The following is a 12,792-nucleotide window of genomic DNA, read 5'->3' as shown; positions in this document are numbered from 1 at the left end:
GATCGTATATATTCGGGCTGGGGCGTCGCGCTGCATCAGCCCGGCGGGGTTTACGTCACCCATTTCCGTGAACAAAGGAGTTCCACGTGACTTATCCGAATCAACTTGGCAGACCATCGAATCAAGACCCTGGGCCGTACCCGCAGGGCACGCAGGTTCGTGTGGGCGCCACCCTTACCGCAGCCTTTGCCGCACCGTTCGTCTCGTCGATTGCGAACGTCATACCCGGATCACTGAACGGTGTTCTGCAGCAGCACTTTCACGCCCACGCTTCGCAGCTCACGTGGATCACCGCGGCATTCCTGATTCCGGTTGTCGTCTTCGAGCTAACCTTCGGCGCCATCGGTGACATCTTTGGGCGAAAGAGGCTTATGTATCTGGGGTCACTGCTCCTTCTGGCCGGAAGCGTAGCCTCGGTGTTGGCTCCGACGGTTGAAGTGATGTGGCTTGGCGCTGCACTGAACGGCCTGGGCGCGGGCGCGTTGTATCCGACGTCGTTGGCGATGGTGGCCGCCGTCGTGCACACGCCAGTCCAGCGGACCCGTGCCATCGCGACCTGGGCAGGATTTCTCTCCCTCGGCGGTGCCATCTGTCCCATCATTGCCGGGGCATTCGCAATCGCCGGCTGGTGGCAGGGCGGCTATGTGCTGATCGCGGGCGGCGCAGTGATCACGCTTGCTCTGGTTCTTCGGGCAACGGATTCGTCGGCGCCTATGGGCCGAAAGCTGGATCTTCCCGGCCAGGTGACGTTTGCACTGGGCCTGACTGTGGCCTTGTGGGCCACAGTGCAGGGATCCGAGGTCGGCTGGAGCCAACCGGAAATCATTGTCGGCTACCTCGTCGCGGCTGTCCTGCTAACCGCTTTCATCATCATCGAATTGCGAACACCTTCGCCATTGCTGCATTTGGGCATGTTCAGGATTCGTTCATTCTCGATTGTTGGCATCGTAACTGTGATCGGTACCTTTGGATTTCTCATATATTGTTTCTCCACCAGCGTTTGGCTTGGCGTGCTGCAGCACCAGAATGCGGTCTACATCGGGGTCATTTGGCTCGTGATGCAGGGCCCGTCCTTCGTCTTCGCCCCGGTCGTTGGCAGGCTCCTGCACTCCGTCAGTCCACGCTGGCTTCTCAGTCTCGGGTTCGCGTTGATCGCCGTTGGTAGCTTTATCGCGGTCGCATTTGACCCGCACGACTTTGACTGGACGAAGTTCTTCCTTCCTGGGGCGTTCATCGGTATTGGCTGGGCCCTGACCATCGCGTCCATTTCGGAGGTATCTGTGAACACCGTGCCGAAGTCCCTTGCCGGGATGGGCAGCGCCACGACGAACCTTGTTCGCGATCTAGGTTTCGCGCTCGGCCCCGTTATTGGCAGTGCGATCGCTTTCGGGACGGCCAATAGCCAGCTAATTCCAGCTTTGGGCGCGCTGAACCTCCCGGCGGAGCAGGCAGGCCCGGTTCTGGGTATCGCCCAGGCCGGTGGAGCAATTGCCGTCAATAGTGTTCCCACCCTCCCGGCTGGTGCGCACGAGGTTGCCCTGACGGTATTGGGCAATGGATTCCAATTGGCCTTCCTGATCGGTGCGATCGCTGCCGCTGTTGCAGCAGTGGTCACACTCATCGGCCTCGCTGGCATGGACAACCGACCGGCGGTCGAAGAGGTTACAGCCCAGGACCTGCAGCCTCTGGCCGATCCCGTCTGACGTTACTTCCCAAGGCGTCTCATCGGTCGCCCACTGCGGGTTTGCGTTTACTGTCGCTGCCACCGCGAGCACGTACCCGGATGAGGCAGGTGGTGAATCTGACTGTCATAAAGGGTGCGGGAGCCTGAAGCCAGGCTGCTGTTTGGCTCGAGATTTGCCCGGGATATCGACTTCCCCGATGATGACGACCGCGACGACCAGCCGACGACGGCGGCGAACTCCCGCCGTCGTCGGCTGCAAGGTCCTCTGGAACCTTCTTGAGATGTGGACGGAAAGGGGGCTACCTTGCGGGAAAGACTGTTCACGAACCAGAGAGTGAAGTCCTTTACGCCGAATGCAAGTCAGCCGGTACGAGTGTGTTCCAGGATGTTGACCATTTGCCTGAAACCTTCGGCATGCGTCTGGCTGAGTTCGAGCGCGACCGGCTGTGGGCAGGAGGAGAACTTCGCGATTACTGTGTCGCTGATCGGGTCAATCCAGATGAATTGGCCGTGGATCCCGGCAGCGTAGACCGTGCCTCGCGGATCTCCGGGGACCCACCATTGGTTTCGGTATGAGCCGTTGGGGTGGACTTGCTGGTAGGCCGTTCCCCGGGCCAGTTGCGGGTCTCCGCCGCGCATAGTGTTCTTGATCCACCATGATGGGACGATTGTTTGCCCGTTGGCTTTTCCCTCGTCCAGCATTAGCTGTCCGATTTTGGCCATGTCCCGTGCGGTGCAGGCGATTCCGCCGTTCGCAAATGCGAACCCACCGGAATCGGTGGTGATGAGTGCATCATCGCTGGTCCCAAGCCGGGACCATAGTTCGTCCGAGAGGACTTCGGCGTATCGCTTTCCGGTGACGTTTTCAATGATCCATGCCAGCACGTCTGTACTAGCCGAGCAGTACTGGAATGATCGCCCGTGTTCGCCGTCAGGTTGGAGGCGCGTGAGGAATTCGTAAGTGTCCCTTGAATCTGTCTCGAGCTTTGGACGCCAGCCGGCGATCCTGTCCTGCTGCTGGACTTCTGCGTCTGCATCCAGGTAGTTCTCGCTGTAGCGGACTGCGGCGGTCATGTCGAGCACTTGGCGGATCGTCGCGTTACCGTAAGCGCTTCCCGCTAGCGCAGGGACGTAGTGGCGGACACTCTGTTGGGTGTCTATGAGTCCTTTGCCCACCAGAATGCCTATGGTGAGCGCGCAGATGGATTTGGAAACAGACATCAGGACGTGCCGGTCGTGCGGTTGGAAGGCGCCAAAGTAGCGCTCCATGACCATGTTTCCGTGCTGGAGTACCACGATGGCGTCTGTGTGCGTGGATTCCAGGAACTGGTCAACACTGCTCCACTTCTCTGCTTGTTCCGTGGTGTCTGCAGCCATTCCCATGAAGGGCTGGGATGAGCTGCCCCGACGGATCGTTGCGGTAGTAACGAGTTCACTGATGTGAGCGAAGCCCCAGCGGTTGAATGGGCTTTCCTGCCAGTTGTCCAAGGTGACGGGCTCGTTGAAGTCTTGGCCGGTGTAGCGGTCGATCTTACCGGGACTTGTAAGGAGGAAACCGTTAGCTGTTGTCTCTACCATGTTCTAGTCGCTGCCTTGCGTGTTAAAGGTGTGGGAGTCTGCGATGCCTGGCTGGCCGTGCCCTGGGGCAGCCTCAAGGAGTTTGCGGGTGTAGTCGTGGCTTGGGTTGGCGAAGATCTGTTCGGCTGGTCCACTTTCGACGATCTTGCCCGCCCTCATGACCGCTACCTCATCGCTGAGGTAGCGGACGACGTCAAGATCGTGAGAGATCAGCAGATACGTCAGCCCTTTTTGTTGCTGCAGGTCCTGGAGCAGGTTCAAAATTTGGGCCTGGACGGAAACATCAAGCGCGCTGGTGGGTTCATCCAAGATCAGGAGACGGGGCGAGGTGGCCAAGGCGCGTGCTATGCCAACGCGTTGGCATTGTCCTCCGGATAGCTGGTGTGGGAGCCTGTGGGCGTGTTCCGCTCCCAGTCCGACCTCGTCAAGCAGAGTGTTTATTCTTGCTTGAAGGGGCTGCCCTTTCAGGGAAGTGTGGGTCCGTAGTGGCTCTGCCACTGAAGCCCCGATGGTCATGCGTGGATTCAAAGCCGCCACGGGATTCTGCAGTACTATTCCCATTCGCGAACGGACAGTGCGCAGTGCCTTGGGTGCGAGCATGCCGAGGTCTTGTCCTTCAAAGATGGCACGCCCGGATGTTGTGCGCATTAACTGCATGGCGCAGCGGGCCAGGGTACTCTTGCCGGAGCCGGATTCTCCGACCAGGCCGTAGACGGTACCTTCCTGGATGTTGAGGGAGACGTCGTCGACTGCGGTGAAGACTCTTCTGTGGTGCGGGAACGTTTTGACGATGTTTTCGAGGGTGAGAACGCTGGTCATAGTTCGGCTTCCTGGAGGCAGGCTACTGCCTGGTGTGGTCCTGTCTCGGTGAGGAGCGGGTCGGTGAGGGAGCAGTCGGTGACTGCATGCAAGCAACGGTTTCTGAAGGCGCACCCTGTGAGGGAGAGGAGGTTTCCCGGCACTGTTCCAGGGATGGCGTTCAGTCGCTGGCCGTGGGTTCGCCCTGCTGGGAGGGCGCCCAGAAGGCCGCGGGTATATGGGTGGCGTGGGTTGTTCATGACCGCTTCCACAGTTCCGGTTTCGATCACCCTGCCTGCGTAGAGGACCGCCACCCGGTCACATACATCGCGAATGATGCCAAGGTTATGGCTGATGAGCAGCACACCGAACCCAAACTTGTGTCGGAGTTCGTCAATGAGGACCAAAATTTGCCGGGCGACAGTGACGTCCAGAGCCGTGGTCGGCTCATCCAGGATCAATAGCCGGGGCTGGCGTAGCAAAGCCATGGCAATCATGGCCCGCTGCAGCATCCCGCCGGACAATTGATGCGGATAACTGCGGTAGACACGTTCGGGGTCGGGAAGGCCGACCAAGGTCAGGTGTCGTATGATTTCAGCTTTGCCTTCGGACCTTGAGATCTGTTGGTGTCGGGTCAGGACATCGCTGAGTTGGCGGCCAAGGGTGAAGACGGGGTTGAAGGCAGTTCCGGGGTTTTGGAATACGATGGCCACTGAACCGCCTGGTTCTGATGCGGCCCCTAAGGGATCATTGCTGATGGTCACTTGCCCGGTACGCCGTGCACCCCGTGGAAGGATCCCCAAGGCTGCGAGTCCAGTCAGTGACTTGCCGCAGCCGGTTTCCCCTACCAGGCCGAGAATTTCTCCGGCGGAAACATCAAGGTCGATCCCGCGGACGGGGCGGTTGGTAACCTTCCCCCGGTCAGTGAATTCGACGTTTAGATCGCGGATGCTAAGTACGTGCGTCATCGCTTTACCTGCCTGGGGTCAAGGAGGTCGCGCAGCGAATCTCCGAGGAGGTTGAATCCCAGGACGGCCACAAAAATGGCCAGCCCCGGAAAGGTGGCTATCCACCAGGAACTGAAGATAAGACCTCGTCCTTCGGCGACCATCAGGCCCCAGTCGGGCAAGGGCGGCTGAGTTCCAAGACCGATGAATGCCAGGGATCCGGCGGCCAGGATCACAGTACCGATGTCAACGGTTGCTTGGACGAGGATGGGCGTCATGCAGTTGCGAAGTATATGGCGGCTGATGATGAGCAGTTGCGGAATGCCCATGGCGCGGGCTGCTTCGACGTAGGAGCGTTCCCGAAGGGATTTTGCTTCCGCTCGCACAAGGCGCGCATACCAGGGCCACCAGCTGATGGCCAAGGCGATACCGGCGTTGGTCAGGCTTGGCCCAAGAATCGCAACGGTCACCATGGCCAGGAGCAGAGGCGGGAAGGCCTGGAAGATCTCGGTCACACGCATCAAGGCTTCGTCGAGCCAACCACCGCAATACCCGGCGACAGCGCCGAGGGGAATGCCGATGAGGGCAGCGGCCGCGACAACGACGGAAGATATGGTGAGCGCCGGGTTCGCGCCCATGATGATGCGGCTGAGAACGTCACGACCGAGTTGATCGGTGCCTAGCCAGTTTAAGGCGTTGGGGGCGAGGTTTCGGGCGGAGGCATTGGTCGCACCCATTCCCTGATCAGGGAAAGGTGCCAGCCATTGCCCAAAAACAGCCAAGATTACGAGAAGGACAATGATCATGGCGCCGACGGCGGCCAAACGGTCACGGCCCAGCGTCTGTTTGAGTAGCTTGATCGGTGTGAGGGTTCGCTGTTCTCCGGTCGTCCCGGAAAGGCTAGGGGCGGCGATTTGGGTGGTGGGGCTCATGACATGCTCACTCTGGGATCGATTCGGGATTGCAGGATGTCCACCAGAAGGTTGGCCAGCAGGTAGGCTGTGGCGCCCATGAGTGTAATTGCCATGATGGCCGGGTAGTCCACTGCAAGCATGGAGGATGTAGCGAACTGCCCGATCCCTGGCCAGTTGAAGACAGCTTCGACGAAGAAGGTTCCGGTCAGGGCGTAGGCTGCAGCCATTCCGGCGATAGACAGGACGGGTGGCAGAGCATTTTTCAGGGCGAGGCGCCACCGGATGGCGGACTCCCTCAGACCGTAGGCCCGGGCGGTGAAGATGTAATCCTGGTTCATGACATCGAGCATGGCGGCCCTGGTCATTCGTGCAACGAGTCCGAGAGGGTATGCGGCCAGGGTGAGGGCCGGCAGGATCATGTGCTGCAACCCGTCGGTGAAGGCCACGCCGTTGCCGGTGATCATGCTGTCCAACAGGGGAAGACCGGTCACATGAGTGATGGGGTTGGAGTATTTGATGGAGTTGCTGAATTCCCCAGTGGCTGGAAGTATTCCCATCCCTCCAACGAACAACAGTTGAAGGAGCAGCCCGAGCCAGAAGGCGGGCACGGAAATCCCTCCGATAGAGAGGAAACGGATTGCTCCGTCGAGGAATCCGCCAGGGCGGCGGGAGGCCAGCACGCCCAGGATGACGCCTGCCATAACAGCCAGAACTATGGCAAAACCGATGAGTTCCAATGTGGCCGGGAGGCGGGTGAGCAGCTCGTCCAATACGGGGCGTTTTGTGGCAAGAGAATTACCCCAGTCGCCGGTGACCAGGTTCCTCAAGTATTCGAAGTACTGAATGAAGATGGGACGATCAAAACCCAGCTCTTGGCGGACCCGGTCAAGCTCGGCCGGCGGGGCCTTGGGACCGGCATAGATGACGGCAGGGTCGCTGGGAACTATACGGGATAGTACGAAGACGATCGCTGTGAGCACGGCGAGAACCAGCACCGATGTAATGAGCCGTCTGAGGACGAAGCGCAACATGGTTCTCCTTATCTTGGATGATGGAATGAAGGTCAGAGCAGGGGAGATACGGCCCGGTTCAACGAGCCCGGGCCGCATCTCAGAAGGGATGGCTAGGCAGCGGGTTTGATGGATGCGAAGAACACGGTGAAGGGATAATTTTCGTTGAACTCGGAAATGTTCAGTCCAGCCGGAACGACGGAGACGGCGCGGGCATCGTAGAGGAACGCAGCAGGTGCCTCCTTATAAAGGAGCTGCATGGCATCCTCATAGAGGTCCTGGGCTGCAGACCTGTCCGTTCCTGTCAGTGTTGCCGCCTTATCCACCAATGCGTCGTACTCGGGGGATTTCCAGTAGCTCAAGTTGAAGGATGGCTTTTCGCTGGAATGGAACAGTGTGGTGAGGTTGTCACTGCCCGCGTCGCTGTAGGTCGGCCAGTAATACAGCACAAAAATGTCCTGAGCTGTTGCGGGATCGGCCTTGGCGGCATCCCACTGCTGATTGAACAACTGGGCCTTGACGTCCACTTCCACACCGATCTTGGCGAACGCATCCTTGATCAGTGGCACAAAGCGGGCTTCCGCAGGGTTTTCGGAGGCATAGCTAAGAGTGAGCTTCAGGCCGTCGGCATGACCAGCTGAGGCCAACAGTTGCCTGGCCTTTTCCAAGTCTTGGGAGTACTGGGGGACATCCTCGCTGTAGGGGAATATGCCCTTGGGAGCAGGGCCGTGCGACTGCGTACCGTAGCCCTGCCCACCGATGTCGATGATCTCTTGATACGGAATTGCGTAGCTGAGCGCGCGGCGGACCTCCGGGTCATTCAGTGGTGCCCGGCTGGTGTTAAACATGGCCAGGAAGTTGAAGGGGGAGTTGAAGTCCTTCACCGTGAACTTCGGGTCATTCGCCAGCGTCTTGGCGTTTTCCACCGGGATGCTGGTTGCATAATCGACCTCTCCTGCGGTCAACATTTGCTGGGCGGTTACCGCATCCGGCGTAATGGAGATGTCCACCACATCGAAGTGCGGGGCCTCTTCTTTGTTCCAGTGGTCCTTGAACTTCTTGAGCACGACCTCAGAGCCGGGTTTGTAGGAGTCGATGGTGTATGGTCCGGAGCCCGCGTCAATTCCGGCGTCAAAGTACTTCTCGTCCTTGGCCGATGCAGCCAAGGCCTTGGGGGAAACGATCCAGGCGCCATAGGTGGAGGAAGCTACGAGGTCCATCGGAGCAGCGTATTTAAGATTGATAGCGACAGTTGAGTCGTCAGGAGTTTCAATACTCTCCACCGGCGCCCAGATGAAGGATGCTGCTGCCCGCTCCCTGGCGGCATCAATGCTGGCCTTGACAGCTGCAGCATTGACGGGCTCGCCGTCGTGGAAAGTTGCGCCCGAACGGATCTTAAAGGTCCATGCCTTTCCGTCCTCGCTGGCGCTCCAGGACTCGGCGATGGCCGGCTTGAATTCTTTGGCGGAGCCTTCAGGGTTCTTCCATAGCAAGGGCTCATAGACGTTTCCCATGTACAGCGCCTCGGTTGAAAAGGAACGCACCGGATCCCATGTGGTTATGGCAGCAGACGCAGCAACCGTGAACACATCCGGCTTCGACGATGCGTCCGGAGAGGCCGTACAGCCTGCTGAGCTTAAGGCAAGAACCACTGTGGCTGCCGTAGCGAAGACGGTCCGAGCCGGGGTTGGAGATGAGAGTGCCAAGAGAGACTCCTTGAAGAAGGGGGGAAGTGTGACGAGTCTAACTAGGTGCTGCTATGCCTGGGAAATGCCTATGATGGGTAGGACTAATACCTTGGAGGCATATATGGATTTGAGGCACTTAACGTATTTCCTGAGCATCGTTGATGAAGGTTCGATCAATGCTGCGTCACGCTCTTTGATGGTGGCCCAACCATCTTTATCCCGGCAGCTTCGCTTGTTGGAGAAGGACCTCGGGCTCACCCTCTTCGACAGATCAGGAGCAAAATTGTCGCTGACCGCGGCGGGCGCAGCGTTTCTGCCCATCGCCAAGGACCTGGTCACCCGCGCCGCTCAGGCCAAATCATCCGCACGTGCAATGGCCGGGGGTTCGGTCCAACGGCTGACGATAGCTGCAGCCTCTGCGACCATCGCGGACATTATCGCACCTTTCATTGTTTCGCAGGGGCCGGATGGAGTCCTTACCAATGTTGTCGAGGCAACCCCTGAGTTTGTCTACGATGCGTTGCTCGAAGGTAACGCTGACTTTGCGCTGGGAACAAAGCCACCACCATCCGAGCTTGAATCGGTTGTAGTTGGCAGGGCGTTCCTATGGGCGCAGTGCAACGCCGAACACCCACTCGCCGGGCGGGAGAAAATCAGCCTCCAGGACCTCGTGCAATGGCCCCTCATAACCATGACAACTGATTTTGGTGTCCGCACGATGTTCGATGATGCTGTTAGCGCCGAAGGTCTCACGTACAAGGCCGCATTTGAAGTACGCTCGGCCCGGGTCGGCCAAGCGTTGGCGGCCGCTGGCAAGGGGATCTGCGTGCTCTCGGATGATCCGGGATTTGGTGTGCACGCCATGCCCATCACTCATCGCGGAAAGGACCTGGTGTTCACGCTCTTCGGCGTGTGGAATCCGCTGCATTTCGCTGCACCTGCGATAGGGGAGTGCCTGCAGAACCTTTCGCGTTTCACATCGGAGCTGTATCCGGCCGCGCGAACTTAGGAGGAAATCAATCCCTTGTCTTGGTTTTCACCATGTTCGACGCGTAGCTGATCAGGAATTTGTACTCGTCTTCCGGTGTCAGGTCGCCGAGAAGGACGTCCATTACAAGGCCGTCCTCGAGGGCCACGAAGCTCCGAGCCAGGAATCCGGCCGTCGCCGACAGCGTGAATGCATCCTCCCGCGCGCCTCGTTCCAGAATCCCCTTGTAGAGATTCGTTTGCCGCTCCACGAACGCCATCTGCTGCCGGGCGGCCGCCTCGTTGCGAAGATAAACCGGGATGAGTTCCACCAGAATCCGAGAAGCGGCTTCGTTTTCCCCAGGCCACGGTACGCCGGAATGGATGCAGGCCCTGAGCTGCGCTTCAGGGCCACTCTCAGCCTGGATGCGGGCCTCCCTGCGGTCACAGTACTCCATAACGCCTTGATGAAAGACTTCGCTGAAGAGCTCGTCAACGTCGCGGTAGTAGTACAGCACCGCAGCTGGGGTGACACCGGCTTCGTTTGCAATGTCGGAAAGGCGGGCCGCTGAGGACCCTCTGTCCAGGAGGACTCGTCCAGCCGCTGCTACGAGTTGATCCCTGCGTTCTGTTTGGTTCCGTGGTCTTGCCATGATCTCAATGCTTTCACACCGCGCTCGAGGTGAGCCTTGACACACTCAAGTTCCTTAATTAATCTTTAATTAATCTTTATTTAAGAAATTCGCTTACGCAAGGAAACTCCCTGTCATGACCCGACTTCTCCCTCTCGCTCTTGTGCAATCACCTGCAGAGACGTTGACTGATTTTGCTGCTGGTCTCGAGCGGAAGGTCAAAGCACATGCGGTTGCCGACCTTTTCGTTTACCCCGAGCTGCACTTGAACACGGCAGACTCTCCGGGTCCTGAGGGCCGGCAGGCCTACATGGAAGCCTCGGCCGAACCTCTCCATGGCCCGCGCGGGCGCACTCTTTCCGAGCTTGCCGGAGACCTTGGAATCTGGCTTTTGCCGGGCAGCGTGCTCGAACGTGGCACGGACGGACGAATCTACAACACCGCCGTCGTGTATTCCCCGCAAGGAAAAGCTGTAGCCGCCTACCGGAAAATCTTTCCCTGGAAACCCTACGAGACCGTTTCTTCCGGTCAGGACTTCGTAGTCTTCGATATGACTGGTTACGGCCGGGTCGGTCTATCCATTTGCTACGACGCCTGGTTCCCCGAGCACAGCAGGCATTTGGCGTGGATGGGCGCGGAGCTCGTCCTTAACGTTGTCCAAACCCCGACCAATGACCGCGTGCAGGAAGTTGTTATCGGCCAAGCCAACGCAATCGTCAACCAAAACTTCGTTGCCAGTGTTAACGCAGCCGGCATGCACGGGGTCGGACGCAGCTTTCTGGTTGACCCTGAAGGCCGCGTTCGGATCTCTGCGATCGGGCCTGAAGACGCCACCTTGGTGGATGTGATCGACCTGGACCAAGTAGGGAATGTACGTCAGTATGGCACTGCGGGCGTCACCCGCCCCTGGGACCAGTTCGCTGAAAATGATGACAGCATTCCGTTGCCGCTCTACGCGGGTCAGCTGGATCCCCGCCTCTGGCGGCAAACCAACTCCCCGTCGAACCTGACCAACCTCAGCACTGACCCAGCCTAAGGAACTCCCCATGTCCGCTGAGAACATTAAACTCACCCCCAAACTATCCCTGCTGTCGGTAGTCGTGTTCGGCTTGGCCTATATGGCGCCGGGCATCGTCATGACGATCTTTGGTGTGATCTCCTCCACCAGCGACGGAACTGCCCCAACAGCATTCGCCCTCGCCACTGCCGCCATGCTGCTGACGGCCCTCAGCTACGCAAAAATGGCGAAGATTTTTCCGAACTCAGGTTCGGCCTACGTGTATGCGCGCCGGCTTCTCGATTCCCGCGTCGGCTTCCTCGTCGGGTGGGCAATCCTCCTGGACTACCTCTTCCTTCCCACCGTGGCCTGGCTCTTCCAATCGTTCTACCTCGCAGCACAGTTTCCCGACATCCCCGTTTGGGCCTGGCTCGCCTTGAATGCAGGACTGACAACGATCATCAACGTCACGGGCATCGTGCTCACTGACCGTGTCAACAAGACGCTGACCCTCCTGGTGGTTACCCTCATCGGGATCTTCATCGCCTACTGCCTGGCCTACCTCGGGGGAAACCCGCCATCCTCGTTCACGGACCCCTTCTGGAATGGTGCGACGACGGTAGGCGGCGTCGCTGCGGCTGCGGCTATCGCTGCCTACGCCTTCCTGGGATTCGACGCCGTCAGCACACTCAGCGAAGAAACCAAAGACGCCGAGCGCAATATTCCGCGGGCTATCCTCCTGACAGTCCTCGTTGGAGGAGTAATTTTTGCCGTCGTCTCCTACATCATGCAGCTCGTTCATCCCGGTGGGGACTTTGAAGAAGCAGCCACCGCGGCATACGCGATGCAGGTTCTCGTCGGCGGGCAGTTTTACGCCAACATCACCAATATGCTCTTCATCGTCGGCGGGTTCGCCTCGGGGCTCGCCATCCAGGCAAGCACCAGCCGGCTCCTCTACGTCATGGGCCGCGACGGAGTCCTGCCCCGCCGACTCTTCGGGCGACTCCATCCCCGAACCAGGACGCCTATCTTCAATCTGGTCCTCGTCGGTGCGGTGGCCATGCTGGCACTGAACATCTCCTTGGAAGTCGCAACCTCCTTCATCAACTTTGGTGCCTTCCTGGCATTCACCACCGTCAACCTCTGCGTCGTCGCCTACTTCATCCGAAGCCGTCGGCAAGGAAAAGACCTTTCGATCATTGGCTTCATCGTCCTACCAATACTCGGGGCTGCCGTCGACATCTACCTTCTAACCCAGCTCAGTCCCATCGCCATCACCATCGGCGTCTGCTGGATCGGCCTGGGCGTGCTCTACCTCGCCTTCCTCACCAAAGGATTCCGCAAAGAACCACCAGAAATGCGGCTACAAGACCGTGAGGGCCAGCCCGGCGAACCCACTAGCGTTCTGCCGCCAAAGGCGGACGACACGCGGGCAGCCAGGCAGAAAGCAGCCCCGGTCCAGCCCACTGAAATCTAAACTCCCCGACAACTATAAGGACGGGCCGGGCACGGGTGCCCAGGCCTGTCCTTGCGTGGCATGCGAAATGACGACCAATCCAAGTCGACACAAAGAGCAAA

General features: G+C 59.0%; 11 protein-coding genes. 4 read left to right on the top strand and 7 right to left on the bottom strand.

Annotated elements, in window-relative coordinates:
• The first annotated feature begins 86 nt into the window (after positions 1–86).
• Positions 87–1,703 (top strand): MFS transporter, encoded by a 1,617-nt coding sequence (locus AB4Z15_RS01485; protein WP_442015716.1) that lies wholly within the window; start codon positions 87–89, stop codon positions 1,701–1,703.
• A gap of 341 nt (positions 1,704–2,044) precedes the next feature.
• On the opposite strand, the gene AB4Z15_RS01480 is transcribed toward AB4Z15_RS01485, so the two are convergent.
• The 6 genes from AB4Z15_RS01480 to AB4Z15_RS01455 form a co-directional block, all read right to left on the bottom strand.
• Positions 2,045–3,262, bottom strand: a complete 1,218-nt coding sequence (locus tag AB4Z15_RS01480) for a serine hydrolase domain-containing protein (protein ID WP_442015715.1) — start codon at positions 3,260–3,262, stop codon at positions 2,045–2,047.
• A 3-nt stretch (positions 3,263–3,265) separates the two neighbouring features.
• Entirely contained in the window at positions 3,266–4,081 is an 816-nt protein-coding gene (locus tag AB4Z15_RS01475) for an ABC transporter ATP-binding protein (RefSeq protein WP_442015714.1), read from the bottom strand.
• Positions 4,078–5,028: an ABC transporter ATP-binding protein gene (locus AB4Z15_RS01470; protein ID WP_442015713.1), complete on the bottom strand. Its 951-nt coding sequence runs from the start codon at positions 5,026–5,028 to the stop codon at positions 4,078–4,080. The genes AB4Z15_RS01475 and AB4Z15_RS01470 overlap by 4 nt, the downstream gene beginning before the upstream one ends.
• Positions 5,025–5,939, bottom strand: a complete 915-nt coding sequence (locus AB4Z15_RS01465; RefSeq protein ID WP_442015712.1) for an ABC transporter permease — start codon at positions 5,937–5,939, stop codon at positions 5,025–5,027. The genes AB4Z15_RS01470 and AB4Z15_RS01465 overlap by 4 nt, the downstream gene beginning before the upstream one ends.
• Positions 5,936–6,952, bottom strand: a complete 1,017-nt coding sequence (locus AB4Z15_RS01460; protein WP_442015711.1) for an ABC transporter permease — start codon at positions 6,950–6,952, stop codon at positions 5,936–5,938. Before AB4Z15_RS01460 ends, AB4Z15_RS01465 begins: the two co-directional genes overlap by 4 nt.
• A gap of 92 nt (positions 6,953–7,044) precedes the next feature.
• Entirely contained in the window at positions 7,045–8,637 is a 1,593-nt protein-coding gene (locus AB4Z15_RS01455; protein ID WP_442015710.1) for an ABC transporter substrate-binding protein, read from the bottom strand.
• A 103-nt stretch (positions 8,638–8,740) separates the two neighbouring features.
• On the opposite strand from AB4Z15_RS01455, the gene AB4Z15_RS01450 reads away from it, so the two are divergent.
• Positions 8,741–9,628, top strand: coding sequence for a LysR substrate-binding domain-containing protein (locus AB4Z15_RS01450; protein ID WP_442015709.1), 888 nt, complete (start codon positions 8,741–8,743; stop codon positions 9,626–9,628).
• A 7-nt stretch (positions 9,629–9,635) separates the two neighbouring features.
• On the opposite strand, the gene AB4Z15_RS01445 is transcribed toward AB4Z15_RS01450, so the two are convergent.
• The gene (locus AB4Z15_RS01445) at positions 9,636–10,238 is read right to left on the bottom strand and encodes a TetR/AcrR family transcriptional regulator (protein WP_442015708.1); all 603 of its coding nucleotides are present in this window, start codon (positions 10,236–10,238) and stop codon (positions 9,636–9,638) included.
• Between the two features lie 115 nt (positions 10,239–10,353).
• On the opposite strand from AB4Z15_RS01445, the gene AB4Z15_RS01440 reads away from it, so the two are divergent.
• Both AB4Z15_RS01440 and AB4Z15_RS01435 read left to right on the top strand, forming a co-directional pair.
• Positions 10,354–11,253, top strand: coding sequence for a carbon-nitrogen hydrolase family protein (locus AB4Z15_RS01440; RefSeq protein ID WP_442015707.1), 900 nt, complete (start codon positions 10,354–10,356; stop codon positions 11,251–11,253).
• Between the two features lie 10 nt (positions 11,254–11,263).
• Positions 11,264–12,691, top strand: coding sequence for an APC family permease (locus AB4Z15_RS01435; RefSeq protein ID WP_442015706.1), 1,428 nt, complete (start codon positions 11,264–11,266; stop codon positions 12,689–12,691).
• Positions 12,692–12,792: the final 101 nt, after the last annotated feature.

Source organism: Paenarthrobacter sp. 2TAF44 (genome assembly GCF_052114885.1).
In the GTDB taxonomy this organism is placed as follows: domain Bacteria; phylum Actinomycetota; class Actinomycetes; order Actinomycetales; family Micrococcaceae; genus Arthrobacter.
The sequence above is the reverse complement of the archived record's forward strand: the minus strand, read 5'-3'. Positions and strand labels throughout refer to the sequence as shown.

Coding starts and splice junctions, on each gene's coding strand:
- AB4Z15_RS01480 (WP_442015715.1), bottom strand. CDS start 3,262: ATGGTAGAGACAACAGCTAACGGTTTCCTCCTTACAAGTCCCGGTAAG.
- AB4Z15_RS01475 (WP_442015714.1), bottom strand. CDS start 4,081: ATGACCAGCGTTCTCACCCTCGAAAACATCGTCAAAACGTTCCCGCAC.
- AB4Z15_RS01470 (WP_442015713.1), bottom strand. CDS start 5,028: ATGACGCACGTACTTAGCATCCGCGATCTAAACGTCGAATTCACTGAC.
- AB4Z15_RS01465 (WP_442015712.1), bottom strand. CDS start 5,939: ATGAGCCCCACCACCCAAATCGCCGCCCCTAGCCTTTCCGGGACGACC.
- AB4Z15_RS01460 (WP_442015711.1), bottom strand. CDS start 6,952: ATGTTGCGCTTCGTCCTCAGACGGCTCATTACATCGGTGCTGGTTCTC.
- AB4Z15_RS01450 (WP_442015709.1), top strand. CDS start 8,741: ATGGATTTGAGGCACTTAACGTATTTCCTGAGCATCGTTGATGAAGGT.
- AB4Z15_RS01445 (WP_442015708.1), bottom strand. CDS start 10,238: ATGGCAAGACCACGGAACCAAACAGAACGCAGGGATCAACTCGTAGCA.
- AB4Z15_RS01440 (WP_442015707.1), top strand. CDS start 10,354: ATGACCCGACTTCTCCCTCTCGCTCTTGTGCAATCACCTGCAGAGACG.
- AB4Z15_RS01435 (WP_442015706.1), top strand. CDS start 11,264: ATGTCCGCTGAGAACATTAAACTCACCCCCAAACTATCCCTGCTGTCG.